19 protein-coding genes and 2 tRNA genes are annotated in these 19,262 nt (G+C 69.7%); 12 read left to right on the forward strand and 9 right to left on the reverse strand.

Going from position 1 to position 19,262, the window contains the following annotated elements:
• Nucleotides 1–373: 373 nt before the first annotated feature.
• The 3 genes from ABZS77_RS00005 (at nt 374) to ABZS77_RS00015 (ending at nt 3,469) form a co-directional block, all read left to right on the forward strand.
• A complete protein-coding gene (locus ABZS77_RS00005) occupies nt 374–1,606 on the forward strand; it encodes a GH25 family lysozyme (protein ID WP_354814664.1) in 1,233 nt (410 codons plus the stop codon).
• 238 nt (nt 1,607–1,844) lie between these two features.
• Nucleotides 1,845–2,957, forward strand: coding sequence for a ricin-type beta-trefoil lectin domain protein (locus ABZS77_RS00010; RefSeq protein WP_354814667.1), 1,113 nt, complete (start codon nt 1,845–1,847; stop codon nt 2,955–2,957).
• Between the two features lie 146 nt (nt 2,958–3,103).
• Entirely contained in the window at nt 3,104–3,469 is a 366-nt protein-coding gene (locus tag ABZS77_RS00015; protein WP_354814669.1) for a nuclear transport factor 2 family protein, read from the forward strand.
• Between the two features lie 218 nt (nt 3,470–3,687).
• Here ABZS77_RS00015 and ABZS77_RS00020 read toward each other — a convergent pair whose 3' ends face one another.
• Nucleotides 3,688–4,137, reverse strand: coding sequence for a helix-turn-helix domain-containing protein (locus ABZS77_RS00020; RefSeq protein ID WP_354814672.1), 450 nt, complete (start codon nt 4,135–4,137; stop codon nt 3,688–3,690).
• 94 nt (nt 4,138–4,231) lie between these two features.
• Between ABZS77_RS00020 and ABZS77_RS00025 the strand changes: the two genes are divergently transcribed.
• Together ABZS77_RS00025 and ABZS77_RS00030 are read left to right on the forward strand one after the other, a co-directional pair.
• The gene (locus ABZS77_RS00025) at nt 4,232–4,897 is read left to right on the forward strand and encodes a DUF899 domain-containing protein (protein WP_354814675.1); all 666 of its coding nucleotides are present in this window, start codon (nt 4,232–4,234) and stop codon (nt 4,895–4,897) included.
• Nucleotides 4,894–5,415 (forward strand): pyridoxamine 5'-phosphate oxidase family protein, encoded by a 522-nt coding sequence (locus ABZS77_RS00030; protein ID WP_354814678.1) that lies wholly within the window; start codon nt 4,894–4,896, stop codon nt 5,413–5,415. The genes ABZS77_RS00025 and ABZS77_RS00030 overlap by 4 nt, the downstream gene beginning before the upstream one ends.
• 329 nt (nt 5,416–5,744) lie before the next feature.
• Here the strand turns inward: ABZS77_RS00030 and ABZS77_RS00035 are convergent, their stop codons facing one another.
• Nucleotides 5,745–6,506, reverse strand: coding sequence for a hypothetical protein (locus ABZS77_RS00035; RefSeq protein WP_354814681.1), 762 nt, complete (start codon nt 6,504–6,506; stop codon nt 5,745–5,747).
• Between the two features lie 1,185 nt (nt 6,507–7,691).
• Between ABZS77_RS00035 and ABZS77_RS00040 the strand changes: the two genes are divergently transcribed.
• Nucleotides 7,692–8,033, forward strand: a complete 342-nt coding sequence (locus tag ABZS77_RS00040) for a hypothetical protein (RefSeq protein WP_354814684.1) — start codon at nt 7,692–7,694, stop codon at nt 8,031–8,033.
• A gap of 127 nt (nt 8,034–8,160) precedes the next feature.
• Nucleotides 8,161–8,394 carry a hypothetical protein gene (locus ABZS77_RS00045; RefSeq protein WP_354814687.1) on the forward strand — a complete coding sequence of 78 codons (234 nt, stop codon included), beginning with the start codon at nt 8,161–8,163 and terminating at the stop codon, nt 8,392–8,394.
• Nucleotides 8,395–8,467: 73 nt separating this feature from the next.
• On the opposite strand, the gene ABZS77_RS00050 is transcribed toward ABZS77_RS00045, so the two are convergent.
• Both ABZS77_RS00050 and ABZS77_RS00055 read right to left on the reverse strand, forming a co-directional pair.
• Nucleotides 8,468–8,540, reverse strand: a tRNA-Arg gene (locus ABZS77_RS00050).
• Between the two features lie 35 nt (nt 8,541–8,575).
• Nucleotides 8,576–8,666, reverse strand: a tRNA-Ser gene (locus tag ABZS77_RS00055).
• A 145-nt stretch (nt 8,667–8,811) separates the two neighbouring features.
• Here ABZS77_RS00055 and ABZS77_RS00060 point away from each other — a divergent pair.
• Nucleotides 8,812–10,203: a hypothetical protein gene (locus tag ABZS77_RS00060; protein WP_354814690.1), complete on the forward strand. Its 1,392-nt coding sequence runs from the start codon at nt 8,812–8,814 to the stop codon at nt 10,201–10,203.
• Here ABZS77_RS00060 and ABZS77_RS00065 read toward each other — a convergent pair.
• Nucleotides 10,164–10,934, reverse strand: coding sequence for a CPBP family intramembrane glutamic endopeptidase (locus ABZS77_RS00065; RefSeq protein ID WP_354814693.1), 771 nt, complete (start codon nt 10,932–10,934; stop codon nt 10,164–10,166). The genes ABZS77_RS00060 and ABZS77_RS00065 overlap by 40 nt on opposite strands.
• Nucleotides 10,935–11,080: 146 nt before the next feature.
• Between ABZS77_RS00065 and ABZS77_RS00070 the strand changes: the two genes are divergently transcribed.
• Entirely contained in the window at nt 11,081–12,196 is a 1,116-nt protein-coding gene (locus tag ABZS77_RS00070; protein WP_354814696.1) for a globin domain-containing protein, read from the forward strand.
• A gap of 69 nt (nt 12,197–12,265) precedes the next feature.
• Here the strand turns inward: ABZS77_RS00070 and ABZS77_RS00075 are convergent, their stop codons facing one another.
• On the reverse strand, nt 12,266–13,795 hold the full coding sequence (locus tag ABZS77_RS00075) for a peptide deformylase (RefSeq protein WP_354814699.1): 1,530 nt from the start codon (nt 13,793–13,795) through the stop codon (nt 12,266–12,268).
• A gap of 315 nt (nt 13,796–14,110) precedes the next feature.
• Between ABZS77_RS00075 and ABZS77_RS00080 the strand changes: the two genes are divergently transcribed.
• Nucleotides 14,111–14,893, forward strand: a complete 783-nt coding sequence (locus ABZS77_RS00080; RefSeq protein ID WP_354817023.1) for an IucA/IucC family C-terminal-domain containing protein — start codon at nt 14,111–14,113, stop codon at nt 14,891–14,893.
• 9 nt (nt 14,894–14,902) lie between these two features.
• On the opposite strand, the gene ABZS77_RS00085 is transcribed toward ABZS77_RS00080, so the two are convergent.
• Nucleotides 14,903–16,738, reverse strand: a complete 1,836-nt coding sequence (locus ABZS77_RS00085; protein ID WP_354814702.1) for a hypothetical protein — start codon at nt 16,736–16,738, stop codon at nt 14,903–14,905.
• A 212-nt stretch (nt 16,739–16,950) separates the two neighbouring features.
• Between ABZS77_RS00085 and ABZS77_RS00090 the strand changes: the two genes are divergently transcribed.
• Entirely contained in the window at nt 16,951–17,661 is a 711-nt protein-coding gene (locus ABZS77_RS00090; protein WP_354814705.1) for a class I SAM-dependent methyltransferase, read from the forward strand.
• A 92-nt stretch (nt 17,662–17,753) separates the two neighbouring features.
• Here ABZS77_RS00090 and ABZS77_RS00095 read toward each other — a convergent pair whose 3' ends face one another.
• Nucleotides 17,754–18,296, reverse strand: a complete 543-nt coding sequence (locus ABZS77_RS00095; RefSeq protein ID WP_354814708.1) for a YbhB/YbcL family Raf kinase inhibitor-like protein — start codon at nt 18,294–18,296, stop codon at nt 17,754–17,756.
• A 143-nt stretch (nt 18,297–18,439) separates the two neighbouring features.
• Between ABZS77_RS00095 and ABZS77_RS00100 the strand changes: the two genes are divergently transcribed.
• Entirely contained in the window at nt 18,440–18,589 is a 150-nt protein-coding gene (locus ABZS77_RS00100) for a hypothetical protein (RefSeq protein ID WP_354814711.1), read from the forward strand.
• A gap of 1 nt (nt 18,590) precedes the next feature.
• On the opposite strand, the gene ABZS77_RS00105 is transcribed toward ABZS77_RS00100, so the two are convergent.
• Nucleotides 18,591–19,247, reverse strand: a complete 657-nt coding sequence (locus ABZS77_RS00105; protein WP_354814714.1) for an HAD family hydrolase — start codon at nt 19,245–19,247, stop codon at nt 18,591–18,593.
• Nucleotides 19,248–19,262: the final 15 nt, after the last annotated feature.

Consider the following 19,262-nt stretch of genomic DNA (forward strand, 5'->3'; position numbering starts at 1 on the left):
AGACTACGGCCTCCTGCCCTACCGACCCGGCCTGCTCACCCTGCAACGCTGACCACACCACAAACGGCGGGCACGACCTTCGGGTCGTGCCCGCCGCCGCGTCCCCTCCGACAGTGGATCCCGGTCGAGAACAGACCCGCGCGGCGGCGACGGTCACCGGCTCGACGCGGAACGGCACGTCCCTGGACCTCCTCGGCTCTCCGCACTGCCATCGGACGGGGTAGCGCGCCTTTCCATCGACAAGGGATACTCCGCGAGCCCGCTTCGACGGAGCCGTCCCGCCGCGCCGCACCGGTGCCGGGCACAGGCGTCGCGGTCCCATAGCTGCGCCGACGGTCACCTCGCCTTCCGAGCAAGGAGAACTCACCTCACCATGCCAAGAAGATTGCTCTTTGCGCTGGCCTCCGCCGGGCTCGCGGTCGGTACGGCCCTCGGCGTGCCACAACCGGCGCATGCCGCGGATCCGGCCGTCGACGGTGGTGGCCGGGCCCACGCCGGCGTCGCCCCTGGCGCGCGCACCACCGCCGCCTCCCCGAACGCCGCCACCATCCCGGTTGGCTACACGGTCCGTGGCATCGACGTCTCCAGCCACGACCACAACCTCGGCCCGATCAACTGGCCGCAGGTGGCGGCCGACGGCGCGAAGTTCGCGTACGTCAAGGCGACCGAGGGCCGGACGTACCTCAACCCGTACTTCGCCGAGGACTACGCGGCGGCCAAGGCGGCCGGTCTGCTCGTCGGCGCCTACCACTTCGCCCGGCCGGACAAGCGAGACCCGATCACCGAGGCGGACTACTTCATCGACAACGCACAGTTCGCCACGGACAGCCAGACGCTCGTGCCGATGGTGGACATCGAGTGGCCCTACTGGGACGGGGCGCCGACCTGCTACGGGCTCACCCCGACCGAGATGTCGGGTTGGATCCGGGCCTTCGCCGACCAGGTCAAGGCACGCATCGGCCGACCCGTGATGATCTACACCAACACGAACTACTGGAACCCGTGCACCGGCAACGACGCGTCCTTCGGTGCCAACCCGCTGGACATCGCCGGCTACACGACCACCCGCCCGCCGCTGCCGTCCGGCTGGACGACGGAGACCATCTGGCAGTACGCCGCCGGTAACCCGAGCAACCCCGGCGACTACAGCCAGAACGTGTTCAACGGGACGTACGCGGACCTCACCCGACTCACCGGCGCCCCGGTCCCGTCGCCCGCACTCGCCCTCCGCTCGTGGACCAACAGCAAGTACGTCTCGGCGGACGGCCGGGGCACCCTGCCGCTGATCGCCAACGGGCCGACCATCGGTACGTGGGAGAAGTTCACCCTCGTCAGCAACGCGGACGGCAGCGTCAGCCTGCGCGCCGACATCAACGGCAAGTACGTCTCGGCGGACGGCCGTGGCACCCTGCCGCTGATCGCCAACGGGCCGGCGATCGGCACGTGGGAGAAGTTCACGCTCATCAACAACGCGGACGGCAGCGTGAGCCTCCGCGCGAACATCAACGGCAAGTACGTCACCGCGGCCGGCAAGGGCACCCTGCCCCTGATCGCCAGCGCGCCGACGATCAGCACCTGGGAGAAGTTCGACCGGTTCGCCGGCTGACATGGCGCTGCTGCCCGGCACACCCCCGCGCCGGGCAGCAGCGCACCGGGACGTGGGTCCGTCGATCACCCGCACCAGCACCGATCAGGGCTGGGTCGAGGTAGACCAGGACAGCGCGAGGAATCTACACTCATCTGTGTTAACGCTCACACTCGTCCCAGTGCTGAGGCAGTACCGCCGTGGCGGTCACCAAACGGCCCGTGCCCTCGGCCAGCTCGACCAACCCAGGGGAGAAAGCATGCGAACGAGGGCACGATGGCTCGCGACACTCGCCGCGCTCGGAGTCGTGGTTGCCGGGGTGGTGACACCGACCGGCCCGGCCAACGCGGAGTCCAACGGCGGGGTACGCGTGATGCCGCTCGGCGACTCCATCACCGAGGGCACCCAGGTGCCCGGTGGATACCGCATCGGGCTCTGGCAGCGCCTCGCCGCCGGCCGGTACACGGTTGACTTCGTCGGATCGCAGTTCAACGGGCCGGCGAGCCTCGGCGACCACGACCACCAGGGGCATCCCGGCTGGCGCATCGACCAGATCGACGCCAACATTGTGGGCTGGTTGAACACCCAACGACCGCAGACCGTCCTGCTGCACATCGGCACCAACGACATCCTGCAGAACTACAACGTGAGCAGCGCACCCAACCGGCTCTCCACGCTGATCGACCGCATCACCACCACCGCGCCCACCGCCGAGGTCTTCGTGGCGCAGCTCATCCCGCTCGCCAACAGCAACCAGGAGAACGCGGTCCGCACCTTCAACGCGGCCATCCCCGGCATCGTGCAGAGCAAAGTCAACGCCGGCAAGCGGGTACGCCTGGTCGACATGCACAGCGCACTCACCACCGCCGACCTGATCGACGGCGTCCATCCCACGGCCACCGGCTACGACAAGATGGCCGCCCGCTGGTACAGCGCCCTGCAGTCGGTCCCCGGCAGCATCGGCAACCCCGGCAGCGGCGGCGGACAGACCGCGGCCATCGTGGGCGCCCTGTCCAGCAGGTGCGTCGACGTCCCCGGCTACTCCACCACCAACGGCACCCAGGTCCAGCTGTGGGACTGCCACGGCGGCACGAACCAGCAGTGGACCTACACGTCCGGCAAGGCACTGACCGTGTACGGCAACAAGTGTCTCGACGCCGCCGGCTACGGCACCACACCGGGCACCCAGGTCACCATCTACGACTGCCACGGCGGCACCAACCAGCAGTGGAACGTCAACGCGAACGGCACCATCACCGGCGTTCAGTCCGGCCTCTGCCTGGACCCCGTCAACCAGGGCACCGGCAACGGCACGAAGCTCGTCCTCTGGACCTGCACCGGTCAGACGAACCAGCAGTGGAGCCGCCGGTAACCCACGGGACGGCACGCAGCGTACGGGCCTCGTCGATCGACGGAGAGGCGAGGCCCGCACGCGTACACCCCTTCCCGTGACGGGTGGCGTCGGAGCAATTCATCGATAAGATTGCATCTCGCGCTCAGGCCGACGGGGGGTCGACGATGATCGGACAACGCCGCGGGGTGGACGAGGTACTGCGGTACTACGCCCTGGTCGACGCGGGTGACATCGAGTCGCTCGTGTCGCTGTTCAGCCATGACGCCGAGTACGCGCGGCCCGGGCACAGGCTGCTCTGCGGCCGGGCGGCACTCGAGTCGTTCTACCGTGACACCCGGGTGATCGCCGACGGCGAGCACCAGATCGACACGATCCTGGCCGAGGGAAATCAGGTCGCCGTGCACGGATCGTTCCGGGGTCACCTGCGGTCCGGCGACGAGGTGGCCGTACGGTTCGCGGACTTCTTCGTCCTCACCCTGGACAACCTCTTCGCGCGCCGCGACACGTTCTTCTTCGAACCGTCGGTATGAGCGCGTGCCGCCCAAAGGTCCGCCCAACGGTGACCCAGACGAAAGCAGGGAATACAGCTGATCGGCTGTATTCCCTGCTCAAGTGGTGCGCCCGAAGGGACTCGAACCCCTAACCTTCTGATCCGTAGACGTCCTCTGTGGACAGCGGTCTTGACCTGGCGGACGTCGGGCTCCGCAATGTCCTGCCTGGGCAGGGGTCAGGCGGTGGCCGGCTCGCTCTATGCTCCCGGGCCGGGCAGCACGTCGATGTCGGTGGCGTGCATCGGCCGGCCGCACACCGAGCAGCGCAGTTCCACGTGGCTGATCTGGCCGCAGGCGTGGTGCCGGTAGAGCACTGGAGGACCGGATTCACCGGCGGTCCACCGGTCGCCCCAACGCACCATCACCAGCAGCAGATCACACAGCTCCTGACCCTTGGTAGTGAGGGTGTATTCGTGGCGCGGCGGCCGGTCGGAGTATTTCTGTCGTTGCAGTACGCCGTTGTGGGCCAGCCAGTTGAGCCGTTCGCTGAGGACTTTGCGGGAGATGCCCAGGCTCTGCTGGAGTTGCTCGAAGCGGGTGATGCCGACGTAGACGTTGCGCAGGATCAGCGGGGACCACGGCTCGCCGATGACGTCCAGTGTGCGGGCGATCGAGCAGGCCATGTCTGCGAACCGGGTTCGCTGCATGACTCGCAGTCTAGCCCGAGAGGGTTCCCTCAGGGAATGGACTCCGTTACCGTGAGGCGGGTCCATTCCCTTAAGGAACTATCTGGGGTAAATCATGAACCGACCCACGGTCGTATCAACGCAGCAGTGGCAGGCCGCACGGGACAAACTGCTGACGGCGGAGAAGGAACTCACTCACGCGTCGGACGCCTTGGCCGCCCAACGCCGCCGGATGCCCATGGTTCGCATCGACAAGGAATACACGTTCCAGAGCTCGGCCGGGCCGGCGAGCCTGCTCGACCTGTTCGACGGGCGCCGCCAGCTCATCGTCTACACCTTCATGTGGCATGGTGCCGACCACTTCTGCCCCGGATGCTCGATGTTCACCGACAATATCGGGCACCTGGCCCATCTGCACGCCCGCGACACCTCCATGGCGTTGGTCTCCCGCGGCCCACTGGCTGAGATCACCGCGTTCAAGCAGCGCATGGGCTGGACGGTTCCGTGGTTCTCATCCCTGGGCAACGACTTCAACGACGACATCGGAGCCGGTGACGGGTTCGCACTGAACGTATTCCTCCGTGACGGCGCCGAGGTCTATCGCACCTACTCCACCACCGCGCGCGGTGTCGACCGGCTCCTGAGCACCTGGACCCTCCTCGACCTGACTCCGTACGGCCGGCAGGAGACCTGGGAGGACTCGCCCGATGGCTGGCCGCAGACCCAGCCCTACAAGTGGTGGCGGCTGCACGACGAATACCGCGAAGAAGCTTCGAAGTGAGCGGTACGGTGCCCGTCGCCGAGCTGCTGTTCAGCGAGGCGGACGCAACGCCCATGAGCACCGAGGAGACGACGGTGAAATCGTGGGAGCACGCGCGGGCATGCCTACGGGCGGCGCCGAAGAGCTGGCTGTCGACGGTGCGACCGGATGGCCGCCCGCACGTCATGCCAGTGATGCCGGTCTGGGTGGACGACGCGCCCTGGTTCGCCACTCGCCCGACGTCCCGCAAGGGCCGCAACCTCGCCCACAGCACCCGGTGCGCCATCACCGTCGCCAGTGCGGAACTCGACCTCGTAGTCGAAGGCGACGCCATCCGAACATGCGACGGCGCCACGCTCCACCGCGTCGCCGCCGCGTTCGAGACGAAGTACGGGTGGCAGTTCACGGTCCGCGATGGGAGCGTCTATGACCACAGCCTTCCCGGCTCGCCCGAGTACGGCTTCTACCGAGTAGGGCCCACCCGCGCCTTCGGCTACGGCACCGACGGCCTGACCGCGACGCGCTGGCGGTTCGGATAACACGGACCGGTACGACCGCCCGCGTCGCCGTGCAAGATCCAGACCCAGTCGGGTGGGGATGAGCGATGGTCCCCCGCGGCGTCCGGCCGGCAGAGGTCTCCAGGGCAACCAGTCCGGCCCCTGATCCGGACGATACCCGCGAGGGTTGAATATAGGCGCTTGAATGCGACGGCTGCGTCACGGCGAGCAGGATAGATCAACCCCGCTACGCCAGTCGGGCTGGACCGCTGGGTCGCGAGGATTACCCAGCGCAGACCCGTGAGGCGCTCAGGTTTCTAACTGACACCAGGTGCTGCCGTTCGCGGCACGGTGGCCCTCCCTTCCTCTCGTCAGCCGCCCTCACCGCAGTCGCCTGCGGCCTCGCGTGTGCCGGGCACCTCGGTCGCGCGCAGCTCGACGCCTTCGGGCGGTATGCCGGCGCGGTACCTGAACCACTCCCGCCACTGTTCGGAGATCTCCGGGTACGATCCGTCCGTCTCCGAGAACTCCTCGTCCCGCTCCTGACGAGGCCTTCCGTCCAGCCGCACTGGCGCACGTACAGCGCCGAAGTCAGGAGCCTCCATCGCCTCCAAGTGCCACCAGCCAATCGTGTCGAGGAACTGCATGCCCGCCACCATCAGGTTCACCGGCGGAGGGTGGTGCACGCCCTTGGCGAACGTGGACAGACGCAGGGTGAGGACCGAGCATGGCGGAGCCGTAACGCTCCCGCCGTAGTAGAAGGGACCGATCGGCCTGCCGGCCAGGTCTCCTTTCATGAGGAACTGGATCCGCATGACTGGGACCGGGGACCGATTCTGAACCTTGAACGCCGGGAGCCTTCCAGAATCCTCCGTGGCCTCCCAGTAGGTGACGCGAGCCGCGTACCGGGCGTCGTACCGCTCACGGTCGATGCGGGTCGACTCCAGCTGCGCCTCCGTCGACCGCAGCTGCGCCTCGGTGACTCGGAGCTGGTCGCGGTAGGTGAACACGGCAACCACGAGCGCCGGCACCGCGAAGAGCACCGCGGCCAGCGCGGCCGCGGCCTGCAGCCAGTCGGTGAGCTTCGGGCGCTCCCTCCGCGGAGGCGCCGACGCCGACTCTCGCTCGCGCACCGGCTCAGCGTCTGGGCGCGGCGCGGGCCTTTCCTGAGGCACTGGCGTGGAGGGCGACTTCCGCCGACGCTGCGGCATCACCCGTTGACGCACAGCTCGTCGTGCCACGATTACCCTCCCTCGATCCCCGCCCGAGTTCTCCATCGTGGCTTGCGGTGTCCAGTGACTGCCTCCACCTCGGGACTGTGTCGCCGCCGTTGATCAGGCGGCAGAGCAGCTACGCGGGTGTGAGCCACCACCTGACGCCGCCATATGTCGGCCGGTTTGGCCTTACACCTTCTTCGATCGGGTTCATCGCATGACTTCCTCGCGCTAGGCGGCTGCGCTCGGCGCGTTGGCCGGAGCGGCGAGTGGACTGCCAGGTCCCGCCAAGCACACGTCTGCACCACGGTCGCCGGGTCGATCACCAGCTCATTGCTGATCCGGTGGCCGACCTCGTCGAACCGCGTCATGATCAGTCGATGTCGCCGGCATCGGGCTCGGCAGGCTGAAGAACGGCTGGCAGCTGTTGAGGAGTGGCAGGATCGCGGACTGATCTTTCCGAGCGAGGTCGGCACACCGCTGGATCGGGACAACTCCTCCCACGGGCTCTCCGCGCTATGCAAACGGCACCCGCACGACTTCCGCCATTCCGGGCCTCGTTGATGCTGGCTCAGGGCGCCTCGTTGCACGTGGCTTCGGAAGTTCTCGGGTACGCGTCAATTGGCGATCACGAAGACGTGTACGGGCACCTGATGGAGACGACCGCCGTTCGGCTGCGGAGGCCATGTCCCGTGCGCTGTTCGGGCAATGAGAAGGCCAGCGGCTCCCACAGCCGCATGGATTCCGCCGAGAACGGACACGAGAAGCCCTCGACCTCGCCGTTTCCGGCTGGTCGAGGGCTTCTCCCGCTATGTGCGCCCGAAGGGACTCGACCCCTAACCTTCTGATCCGTAGCCTCGGCTGGGCTGTCCGGCTCGGTCCAGATGGGTCGGCAACCACTGGTATTAGCGCTCTACTCGTCCGCTGCAGCGTCTGTCCGTCCAGCGCCGTTGCTGTCAGTCGTTGCTGTCACCCTGCTCGACGGCAGCCCCTCTCGGCAACCAACTACTCGTAGGGACTGCACCAGGGCGAGCGGTCCGGCACGCCTTGGGACTGCTGATGATTGGCCGTCTGCCGTTAGGTGCCGTTGCTAGCCTTCTCGGCGTGGGCGTAGACGTTGAGCTGATCAGGGTCGAGCAGCTGGGCACGAGCCCGCGCCGCCGGCGGGATTTTGAAGTAGCTGTAGTAGGTGACCCGCACTTCCGGTTCGCTGCCGTGTTGGAGCGCTCGCAGCACAACGGTAGGACTCCGATGTTGGCCCGCATCGATCCCTACGGGCTACTGGAACTCACGCCCGCCGAGATGGCTCAGTTCCTCGGCGAATTGGATGTTCTCGTTGGGAACGTCCAGAACGTCGGCGAGCGCCAGGTGCTCGACGCCATTCGTGGGCTTGCCGGGCGATGCCTCGTCGATTCAGACCTGCGTCTCCGGTTCGTCGGCGACTAGGCTGTTCAGCGCCGGACCCTGCTGGGACTGCGACACACGGTGTAGGAAGTGTGGATACGGGCGGAAGCCGTTCGGCAGTGACCTGGCTTGGCCTGCTACCCATGCCGGCAACCACGCCCAGGAGCTGGTGCAGTCCGAGTGCTCGGCGGCCGGGCTGCCGGCGATCCGGCTGCATGACCTGTGGCATGGCTGCGTCTCGGTGCTGCTCGCCCTGGGCGTGCCGCCCCGGACGGTGATGGACATCGTGCGACACAGCACGTTGGAAATGACCACGACGGTGTACGGGCATGTGAGTCTGGACGACAAGCGGGCGGCCCTGGATCAGCTGGGCGGCCTGCTGGATGAGGAGCCCGGGGAATGACGTTGCTGTCACCGGTTGCTGTCAGGGCCGGTCGCAAGCGACCGGCCCTGTGCATTCTTGCTGTTCAGCTGTGTGCGCCCGAAGGGACTCGAACCCCTAACCTTCTGATCCGTAGTCAGATGCTCTATCCATTGAGCTACGGGCGCTCGTGCTCAGCCAGTGTACACACCCGGCTTTCGCGCGGAGACTCCGGGATTCGAACCCGGGAGGGGCTTTAAGACCCCAACCGCATTAGCAGTGCGGCGCCATAGACCAGACTAGGCGAAGTCTCCCTGGTGGCCCGCAGACCACCGCGCCCGAGGATACAGGTCGTCACCCACCGGGGGCAAAACGACTTCCGGGGTACGCCGACCGAGGTGGCGGGCCGCTGGGTTTCACGGCTGTGCGGGGGCGTGATCGGGACTACGATCCATCGATATGCAGGAGCAGCCGCCCAGCGAGCCGACCCGTCGAGAGCCTGCTGAGCGGGCGCGTCGGCGCCCGGCGCGGGCCACCTTCACGCCGCCGGCGGCCGAGCAGCCCGCCGAGGAGGCGTCACCGCCGGCGGCTCCGGCGAGCCCGCGTCCGCGCCGGGCCAAGGCCGCTCCGGCGGTGCTGTTCCAGCCGCCGGAGCCGGACCGTCTCCTGCCCCGCCAGCCGGACAGCACTCCGACCGGCACGAACGGCACGATCGCCGGGCAGCCCGACCGCGCGAGGTCCGGCGGCAGCGGTACTGAGGCCGCGCCGTCCGGAGGCGGCGGCGCGGAGTTCGACCCGGCCGGTGAGGTACCGCCGGCAGCGGAGAGCGCGGCACCCGCCCGCGCGGAGACGGAACCGGCAGCCCGGCCACCGAGGGCGCGGGCTCCCCGGGTCCGCAGGACCACCGCCGGCGCGGCGGCCGACACGGCACCGCCACCGCCACCGCCACCGGATGCGACCCCGCTCACACCGGAGCCGGCCCAGAGCCCACCCGCCCCGCGCAAGCGCGCCGCAACCCCCCGCAAGGCCACCACACCCAAGGCCACCACACCCAAGACCACACCCAGGGCCACCACGCCGAGGACGCGCGCGCCCCAAACCGCGCCAGCACCGAGCCCGGAAGCGACGCCACCAACTGCTGCCGAGCCGGCTTCGGCGCGTACCCCCGGGGCGCTTGCACCGCGTACCCCGGATTCTGACCTGCGTGCGGTGATCGCGCGCGTGCTCGACCACCCGGGGTTCGCTCCGGAGCTGCTGGCGTTGTCGGCGGTGGAGTCGCTCGGCCCGGCGGCGGCCGACTGGGCCGGGTGGCTGCGGACCCGCTACCCGGACGCCTCGGCGGACGGCCTGGCCCGGCTGGCGACCCGCCGGTTCGTGCGGTCGGCGGGCGTGGGTGGGGCGGCGGCCGCGCTGGCCGGGTTGTTCGCTCCGTTGGCCGAGTTGGCCTCGGTGCTCTGGACCCACTCGAATCTGGTGCTGCACCTGGCGGCGGCGTACGGGAGGGATCCGGCGCACCCTGACCGGGCCGTGGACCTGCTGGTCCTCACCCAGGTGCACCCCGATCCGGAGACCGCGCGTGCCGCGTTGGCCACTGCCCGGGCGGCCGACGACCCGGTCGAGGGGGCGTGGCCGCGAGCCGCGGAGGCCGCGTGGCGACTGGCGGTGCCTCTCACCGCGCAGGCCGGCGGTTGGGTGGCGTTGCGGCTCGCGGCCCGGTTGGTGCCGGGTGCGGCGGTGGTGGCGGCGGCCCTGGGCGACGCGGCGGCGGCGGACCGTCTCGCCGCCCGGACGGTGGCCGCCTACCGGCCGCGTCAGAGCCAGTCGAACCATTCACGGGGCAGCAGCGCGTAGCCGACGAAGGCCACCACGTCGAGCAGGGTGTGGGCGATGACCAGCGGCATGACCCGCCGGGTGCGCAGGTAGAAGAGGCTGAAGACCACCCCCATCACCGCGTTGCCGACGAACGCGCCGAAGCCCTGGTACAGGTGGTACGAGCCGCGCAGCAGCGCGCTGGCGGCGATGATCGTGACCAGTCGCCAGTGCAGCTGACGCAGGCGGGTGACCAGGTAGCCGACCACGATCACCTCCTCCAGCACGGCGTTCTGCACGGCTGCGAGGATCAGCACGGGCACCGCCCACCAGACCTGCGGCAGCGCGGCCGGCACGAGCGTCGCGTTGAGGCCGAGCTGAGCCGCGACGAAGAACAGCGCCAGGCCGGGGAGGCCGATCAGCGCGGCGAGGCCGGCACCCCGGGCCAGGTCCTGGCCGGGTCGCCGGGCGTCCAGGCCGAGGGTCCGCGCCGGGTCGCCGGGGTCACGACTGAGCAGGTGTACGGCGAGCAGCACCGGCAGCAGCGCGAACACGATGCCGAGGAGCTGGTACGTCAGGTCCAGCCAGGGGCGGGCCGACGCCGACGTGTTCAGTGCGGCGGTCTGCCTGGAGAGCGGCCCCTCGGCGGTCAACTTGGCGATGATCGAGACGACCGCGTAGACGGCGGACTGGCCGAGGGACAGGCCGAGGACCAGCAGCGTCTCGGTCCCCAGGAGCCGGCGGGACACCGGGCGGGTCAGCTCAACGGTCACCGCACCACTCTGCCCGACGGGATGCCCCGCTGGCAGGACCGACCGGCCGGCGTGAACCGATCGCACATTCTGTGCGACCGGTCGGCACTCTCCGTGGACATTCTGTGGGCGCCCGATCCGCTGCCGTCTGGAGAAGGAGCACCCCCGTGGATGACGTCGCGCGGCTGCTGAAGGAGAGCTGGACCCTGGTCGAGGACGACCGGGACCGGCTGAGTGGGCACTTCTACGCCCGCCTGTTCCTGCTCGACCCCGCCCTGCGTCAGCTCTTTCCGGTGCAGATGTCCGGCCAGGGCGACCGCCTGCTGGAAGCGATCATCACGGCCATCCACACCGTGGACGACCCGGAGAGCTTCGACGAGTTCCTCCGGGCGCTGGGCCGTGACCACCGCAAGTACCACGTCGACGACCGGCACTACGCGACGATGGGCGTCGCGCTGCTGGACGCGCTGCGCAGCACCGCCGGCGACGGCTGGAACCTGGAGTACGACCAGGCGTGGCGGGACGCGTACGCGGCGATCTCGGCGAAGATGATGGCCGGCGCGGCGGCGGACGACAACCCGCCGTTCTGGCACGCCGAGGTGCTGACCCACGAGCGGTACGGCCCGGACACGGCCGTGCTGACCTGCCGGGCGTTGCAGCATCCGCTGCGTTGGCAGGCCGGCCAGTACGTCAGCGTCGAGGTGCCGCGGCACCACCCCCGGGTGTGGCGGACGTACTCGGTGGCGAACGCCCCGAACGACGACAACGTCCTGGAGTTCCACGTACGGACTCCGGGCGCGGGTTGGGTGTCCGGTGCGCTGGTCCGCCGGGTGCAGCCGGGTGACCTGCTGCGGCTGGCCGCGCCGATGGGGTCGATGACCCTGGACCGGTCGTCGGAACGGGACATTCTCTGCGTGGCCGGCGGGGTCGGGCTCGCGCCGATCAAGGCGCTGGTGGAGGAGCTGGCCACCTACAACCGGACCCGGTGGGTGCATGTCTTCTACGGCGCCCGGCAGGCGGCGGACCTGTACGGCCTGGCCGGGTTGCAGGAGTTGGTGGCCGTACACCCGTGGTTGTCGGTGACGGCGGCGTGCAGCGAGGACGCGGACTACGACGGCGAGGTGGGTGACATCCCGGACGTGGTGGCCCGGTACGGCCCGTGGACCACCCACGACTGTTATGTCTCCGGCTCGGCCCGGATGGTCCGCTCCACGCTGCGGGTGCTGGCCGCGGACGACGTGCCGCCGCCGCACATCCGCTACGACACGTTCGGCGACCTCTAGACGTTCCTCCCCCCACACCGGGGCGCGTGCCCCTGCCCCCTGGGGCGCGCGCCCCGGTCCCCTCGTCTGTCAGTACCGCCAGGGACGCCCGGTCTCCCGGTACTCCTCAACCGGCACGAGCGGTACGCCCGGTGCCATCCGGTCGACGTAGAGCCGGCCCTCCAGGTGGTCGATCTCGTGCGCGACGAGTCGGGCCATGCCGAACTCGAACGAGGTGATGATCCGGCTGCCGTCCCACTGGGCGTGTTCCACGTCGAGGCGCAGCGGGCGGGGCACCAGACCCCGGTGGTCGAAGAAGGAGAGGCAGCCCTCGTACTGCTCGTCGGTGTCCGGGTCGGCGTCGACCACCCGGGGGTTGAGCAGCACGACCGGTTCGGCCGACCGGTCCGGGGGCCGCACCACGGACACCGCCCGGTCGACGCCGAGCTGCGGGGCGGCGACACCCACACCCTTGCTGAACGGGTGCAGCTCGTCGAGTCGGACCAGCACCGCGGTGAGCCGGTCGACGACCTCCCGGGCCGCCTGCTCCTCGCTCGGCAGGTCGAACGGGCGGGCCCGGTGGCGGAGCAGGTCGGCGCCGCGCTGGACGATGCCGATGCCGCGCATCCGGTCGCTGGGCCGGACCCGTACGCCAGCGGTGTCGACGTCCGGGTCGGCGTCCGGTCGGGCGCGGAAACGCCACTGCATCCGGTAGCGGGCGTTCAGCGGAGGCTCGTCGGTCTGCCAGTCGAAGATCGCCCGGTCGCCGTCGTCGTGTCGCTGCGGGGCCGTCCGCAGCGGGCCCTCCTCCGCCGAGAGCGAGGTCTCCACGCCCCAGACCTGTGGGTCGAACGCCGCCGGCAGGTCCAGGCGTACGGCGAGGTGCCGGGTGGGCAGGCGGACGGCCCGCTGGAACCAGGGACCCCACTTCTCCTGCCCGACGCTGTACGCGTACTCGATGGTGGCCCGGTCGCCGGGGTAGAGCGGGAAGCGTCGCTCACCGTTCTCGAAGAGCAGCCAGATCTCCTTGAACGCGTCCCGGTCGTGTTTGGCCCGCCAGTGCATCGGCTCCGGGTCACCGCCGCCGTCGTCGCGCCTGGCCTGTAGTTGCAGCTCGGCGAAGGTGAGGGGGTGTTCCCGGTGGTGCCGGTTGGAGCGGCCCGGGTCGTTCGGGTAGCGGTCGACGGCAACGCGGACCAGGTAGCGGGTGACGGGTTCGGTGCCGGCGTTGTACAGCTCGCGGCGGATGACGCACCGGTAGCTGTCGTCGGTGTGGGTGAGGGTGGCCGTCTCCCGTTCCACGACGAGGCCGGTGCCGGGCGGCAGCCACTGGCCGGGGAGGTGCGACTCGCGCGGAGGCTGGCCGGTGCGGGCGTGCCGGACGTCGTCGTACTCCCGGAAGCGCTGCCAGATCGCGCCGCCGGCCTCCAGGACGGCCTCGGCGCGGCGGGCGAAGTCCTCGGTGGGGCGGTGCCGGCGCCCTTCGACGTGACTCACGTAGGACGGGTCGAACCCCATCAGGATCGCCAGTTGCTTCTTGGACAGCCCTCGCCCGGTCCGCTGTCGGGCGAGCTCGGCCGCGAAGGAGTCGGCAGCCCGATCGAGGGGGGAGATCGTCATCGGCGTCCTCGTGGCCGGGAGTATCAGTTTCACGTTCCGTGGCGAAACGCACACGCAAGTGGCACTTTGCCGACACACCGCTTGACAATCCACCGAGGCATGTCGATGCTCGCGGCGTTTTTCCGGGCCGGTGAGGGGTAGTACGCCGTGGCGGCAGGTCAGGAACGTGGCCTGCGCCTCCCGATCCGACCGAGGTGAGGCTTCCCTTAGACCGGCGGGCATGGTTAGGCTAGCCTTAGCTCAGGACGACGCTCTGGTCGTCCGCCGGGGCACTCCCTCGGCCACTCGGACGGGGGACGACTGGTGACAGCGGTGATGCCGAGGCGGGACGTGATCGCCACGCCCCTCGCCCCCGTCACCGCGGCGCTGCGCTCGATGTTCGGCACCGACGACCTTCCCGGGCTGGCCCGGGGCCTGCTGGTCGACGACGAGTTCGGCTGGACGCCCGCCACCACCCTGATCGACGGCACCCGACTGCCGGAGCTGCTGCGCGCCGCCGCCGTCCGCTGGGGTGGCACCCCGCACGCGTGCGCGGCGCTGGCCTGGAAGTCGTACAGCTACTGGACGGCGCTTCCGGTCGTGCTCGGCTGGGCCTCGGCCCGCCGGGTGCCGCTGCTCGACCCCTCCGACGTGCTGATCCACTTCGAGGACCACCGCCCGCTGCTCACCCTGGGTCTGCGCCGCAGCACCGTCGTGGCGGTCCTGCCGAACGACCCGTTGGCGCTCGCCGGCCTGCCCGAGGTCCACGTCGTCGCGGACGAGGCGGAGCTGCTGGCCGCGTTGCGGGCCTCCCTGCTCGACGCCCACCTGGCCCCGCTGATCACGGCGATCCAGGCAGAGGTGCGGGTGGGCACCCGGACACTGCTCGGATCGGTGGCCTCCGGCATCGCGCACGGCATCCTGCGTGCCGCGGACGGGCTGCCCGGCTCGACGGTGCAGAGCATCGACACCCTGCTCGGCGCGCTCGACCTGGCCGACCTGGTCGAGCTGGTGCCGGGGCCGGCCGGTGAGCCGAGCGTGCAGCGACGCACCTGCTGCCTCGCGTTCACGCTGCCCAGCCCCAAGGTGTGCCAGGGCTGCTGCGTCCGTCAGGGCTGACCCTCGCGGTCAGTCGGTCAACTGCCGCACGTCCCACACCCACACGCCGCCGGTGAAGACCGGCTGGATCCCGGTCAGCTCGGTCATCCCCCGACGCAGCGCCTCCTCGTGCTCGTGCGGCCCGAGGATGACCACCCCGGCCCGCCAGTAACGCAGGTCGTCGACGGCGTCGACCCGGCTCTGCGGAGTGATCGGCGGCACCGCCCCGGTGCGCCTGATGGTGGCGAAGAAGCTGCTCGTGGGGCGGGGCGGCGCCCCGAACAGCGCGACCTTCGGCGTCTCCGCGTTCGGTCGGGTGTCCGGGCCGAGGAAGTACCCCCGGGCCAACGGCATGTCCTGCCGGGTCACCGCCGACCAGCGCAGCGGCTCGGCGTAGTTGGTGTCCGGCAGTGGAAGCGTCACCACACTGCGCCCACCGGCCAGGTAGGGCCGCCACGCCCCACTGGTCACGAACCCGGGGACCGGGTCGAGGTCCACCACGGGCAGTGGGGTGGGCAGGATCGGCAGCAGGGCCATGGTGAGCACGGTGGCGGTGGCGAAGCGGATCTGCGGCCGGGCAGCCGGATGCGCGCGGGCCAGCTCACGGGCGCGCTCGGCGCCGTACGCGAGCAGCACCCCGACGATCGGGGTGATCGCCAACGCCCACCGGGTCGGCACCACCGAGTGCAGGATCGGCAGGTTCTCCAGCGCCGCCCAGGGAGCCGGCACGCCGGTGCCCCGACCGTCGAAGCGGACCTCCCGGCCCAGGGACAGCACCGTGAAGAGCAGCCCGAGCGCGCCCAGCGCGAGCACCACGATCGACCGGCGCATCCACCAGACCAGGGCGATCACCAGCACCACCAGCGACCAGCCGAAGAAGCTGTTCTCCTCGGTGGGGTTCTTGGCCAGCCCGGCCGCCGTACGCGGACTGCCGGCGAGGGACTCCCGGGAGTACGCGACGAACGAGGCGAGGTCGCTGGAGTAGCCGCGGATCAGGCGGGACAGCCCGGAGTACGCGCCCGGCCCGAAGAACTGCACGTACAGCGGGTACGCCAGCAGCGCACCCGCGACCACGGCGGCGACGGCCAGGCCGGCGAGGAACGGTCGGGTCCGGGACCGCAGGGCCGGGCGGCCGAGGGCGAGGACGCCGACGACCACGCCGATGCCGATCGCGGTCATCAGCAGGATCTCGAGGTTGAGGAACGCCTGCCAGACGACCACCAGGGCGAGCAGGACGCCGTTGCGGAGCCAGCGGCCCGGCTCACCGAGACGCAGCGTCCGCCAAATGATCAAGGGGACGACGAACTGGGACACGATGTTCGGATGCCCATTGGCGTGCGACACCATCGCCGGCGCGAACGCGCAGAAGCCGGCACCCAGCCAGGCCGGCCCGCGGGCACCGATCACGACCCGGGACAGCAGGAAGTACCAGGCAGTGGCGGTGGCAATCATTCCGAGGGTGAGAAAGGCCAGGAAACTCGCTCGCGGCCCGATCAGCAGGGTGACCGGCGTCATTGGCAATGAAATGGATAATACGGACGTATTAGCCATCAGGTTGACGCCGTCCGGCACGTTCATCCGGTCCGAATGGAACGGGTACGCGAAATGCGTAACGACCCGCGCACCGTGCGCCATCATCCATTCGAACTGCGACTGGTCGGAGCGGTTGTCCCGCACCCCGCTGCCCGGGTCCAGCCAGAGCCGCCCGGTCACCCAGAAGCCGAGCGCCACGAAGCTCAGCACCGCGAGCACGTCGGTCCGCTTCCCGTTGCGGCGCAACGAGGTGTCGCCGTCGCCGGGCGCGTCCGGACCCCCACCGGGCACGGCCGGGCCGTTGCCGGGCGCGTCCGGTTCAGGAGTAGTCATGACAATTCGTAGGGTAGTCAGCGTATGGCGCTGCCGTGACATGTTTCGAGGTACTGCCGTACTATGTGCCGGGTTCGCCGACCGCCGATCACGTGCCCACCCCCCGACCACAATTCGGCTACCCCGATGCCCCGATTCTTCTGCCGTCCCAGTGGATGATTCACTCTGTCGGTCCAGGCACGGGTCGAGTTCATATCGTGAGGAATCGACGCATGGCAGAAATCACTGGGGATCAGCGCGTCCAGTCCGAGGTGCTGGAGGGCCTGGCGACAGCTGTCAACCACCGTCGCTGGTTCGTCGAACTGGCGGTGCCGTACCTCGGCGACGACCCGATCGAGATCGGCAGCGGTCTCGGTGACTACGCGCTGGAATGGTCACAGCGGCTGCCCCGGTTCACCGCCACCGAGGCCGACCCGGACCGACTGGTGCAGCTCAAGGAACGCCTCGCCGACCAGCCGAGCATCGACGTCCGCCAGATGCTGCTGCCGCACGACGCCGGGGGCAACTACAGCGCCGCGGTCTCGTACAACGTGCTGGAGCACATCGAGGACCACGTGGGCGCGCTGCGCAGCATGCGCGACCTGGTCCGCCCCGGCGGCGCCGTGGTCATCATCGTGCCAGCGTTCGAGTTCGCGATGAGCCCGGCCGACATCGCCACCGGGCACGTCCGGCGGTACACCAAGAAGACCCTCCATGCCGCGATGACCGAGGCCGGCCTGACGGTGGAGAAGATCCACTACGCGAACGCCCTGGGCCTGATCGGCTACTTCATGGCCACCAAGGTCTTCCGGCTGATGCCGAAGGAGGGCCCGATGGTCAAGGTGTACGACACCCTCGTCCTGCCCGCCACCAAGGCCGCCGAACAGGTGGTCCGCCCCCCGTTCGGCCAGTCCGTCTTCGCCGTGGCCCGGGTCCCCGCCTGACCCCCACCCCGGGCGATCTTGCACTTTCTGCCTCGACGTCTCGTGACACACGAGACACAGGGGCGACCGAAAGTGCAAGATCGCCGGAGGGGTTACTCCTTGATCTGGTACGTGGGGCGGATCACCGCTCTGGCCAGGGTGTGGAAGGTCAGGTTGAAGCCGACGTAGGCGGGGCTCGCGTCGGGGGTCAGGTCCAGGCGGTCCACGTCCAGTGCGTGCACCGCGAAGACGTACCGGTGCGGGCGGTCACCGGGCGGCGGGGCCGCGCCACCGTAGCCCTGCTCGCCGTAGTCGTTGCGGACCGAGAAGGCCCCGCCGAGGTCGGTGCCCGCCGCGCCGCCCGCGCCGCTGGGCAGCTGGGTGACGCCCACCGGCACGTTCACCAGCACCCAGTGCCAGAAGCCGCTGCCGGTCGGCGCGTCGGGGTCGTAGCAGGTGATCGTGAAGCTCTTGGTCTCGGCCGGGAAGTCGGACCAGGTCAACTGCGGGGAGACGTTCTCACCACCGGTGCTGCCGTGCGCGTGCCGGGCGTCCATCGGCTCGCCGTTCTGCACGTCGTCACTTGTCAGTGTGAACGAGGGCACCGTCGGCAGCAGCTCGTACGGGTCCGGGGCAATGGGTCGTTCCAGGGTCATCGGTACGCGTCCTTCCGGTGTGCGGAGATACCAGCCCCTTCATACCCGCTTCGCGGGCGATGAGAGACCGGAAGCTCGGGGTGTCCGGAGTCACGCCAGGAGCGCTATCGTTGTCACCCTGCAACGTTCCACGGGGGGAATTCTTGGCACGGATCTGGCGGGATTTCCTGGTCGCCGTCTTCAGCGCGCTGCGAAAGCCCGACGAGCAGGCGCTCGCCGAGGAGCGCCGGCGCGCGGTCGAACGCCTGGCCGACAAGACGATCCGCGAGAACCGGCGGGACGAGACGGACTGAGCTAGCGGCCGGCCGCGTTGTGCTGCGCGACCAGGCCCGGCAGTTCGTCCAGCGAACCGACACGGAACAGGCACCGCTCCGACACGTCCGGCATGTCGAGGATGTGACCCCACGGACCACGCCGGATCAGGCACGCCTTCATGCCGGCCCCCATGGCCGGACGCGCGTCGTTGTCGGGCCGGTCGCCGACGTACAGGATCGACGACGCGTCGCCACCGCTCTCTCGGACGACCCGCTCGAAGAAGGCCGGTGCCGGCTTCGCCACGCCCCAGCCGTCCGACGTCCCGATCATGTCCACGGGGAGGTCGAGGTCGCGCAGGATGCCCTCGGCACGAGCGGGCTGGTTGCCGGCCAGGCCGACGAACAGGCCCTGGCCCTTCAGGGCGGTCAGGCACGCTCGCGCGTCCGGGTAGAGGTCCTCCTCGCCGAACAACTCGGGCTGGCCGGCGGCCGCCCGGCGCTCAAGCTCGGCCGGCAGGTCGAAATCGGGCCGGAAGGCCCGGAACGTCTCCCGATAGTCCAGACCCCGGGCGATCACGGCCCCGAAGACCGCCGAGAACGTGTGTCGTGGGACGCCGAGCCAGTCCGCCCAGGTCGCGAACTCGCGGGACTCGTCCAGGATCGTCCCGCCCACATCGAAGAGCACCGCTTTGATCATGTGCGGATCATAGGG

Source organism: Micromonospora sp. NPDC005298 (genome assembly GCF_040607375.1).
Taxonomy (GTDB): domain Bacteria; phylum Actinomycetota; class Actinomycetes; order Mycobacteriales; family Micromonosporaceae; genus Micromonospora.

Excerpts from the sequence above, each read along its gene's own strand:
- ABZS77_RS00025 (WP_354814675.1), top strand. The coding sequence starts at position 4,232 with ATGAACCGACCCACGGTCGTATCAACGCAGCAGTGGCAGGCCGCACGG.
- ABZS77_RS00015 (WP_354814669.1), top strand. The coding sequence starts at position 3,104 with ATGATCGGACAACGCCGCGGGGTGGACGAGGTACTGCGGTACTACGCC.
- ABZS77_RS00095 (WP_354814708.1), bottom strand. The coding sequence starts at position 18,296 with ATGACCCTGGAACGACCCATTGCCCCGGACCCGTACGAGCTGCTGCCG.
- ABZS77_RS00020 (WP_354814672.1), bottom strand. The coding sequence starts at position 4,137 with ATGCAGCGAACCCGGTTCGCAGACATGGCCTGCTCGATCGCCCGCACA.
- ABZS77_RS00010 (WP_354814667.1), top strand. The coding sequence starts at position 1,845 with ATGCGAACGAGGGCACGATGGCTCGCGACACTCGCCGCGCTCGGAGTC.
- ABZS77_RS00085 (WP_354814702.1), bottom strand. The coding sequence starts at position 16,738 with ATGACTACTCCTGAACCGGACGCGCCCGGCAACGGCCCGGCCGTGCCC.
- ABZS77_RS00060 (WP_354814690.1), top strand. The coding sequence starts at position 8,812 with ATGCAGGAGCAGCCGCCCAGCGAGCCGACCCGTCGAGAGCCTGCTGAG.
- ABZS77_RS00005 (WP_354814664.1), top strand. The coding sequence starts at position 374 with ATGCCAAGAAGATTGCTCTTTGCGCTGGCCTCCGCCGGGCTCGCGGTC.
- ABZS77_RS00075 (WP_354814699.1), bottom strand. The coding sequence starts at position 13,795 with ATGACGATCTCCCCCCTCGATCGGGCTGCCGACTCCTTCGCGGCCGAG.
- ABZS77_RS00080 (WP_354817023.1), top strand. The coding sequence starts at position 14,111 with ATGCCGAGGCGGGACGTGATCGCCACGCCCCTCGCCCCCGTCACCGCG.
- ABZS77_RS00105 (WP_354814714.1), bottom strand. The coding sequence starts at position 19,247 with ATGATCAAAGCGGTGCTCTTCGATGTGGGCGGGACGATCCTGGACGAG.
- ABZS77_RS00090 (WP_354814705.1), top strand. The coding sequence starts at position 16,951 with ATGGCAGAAATCACTGGGGATCAGCGCGTCCAGTCCGAGGTGCTGGAG.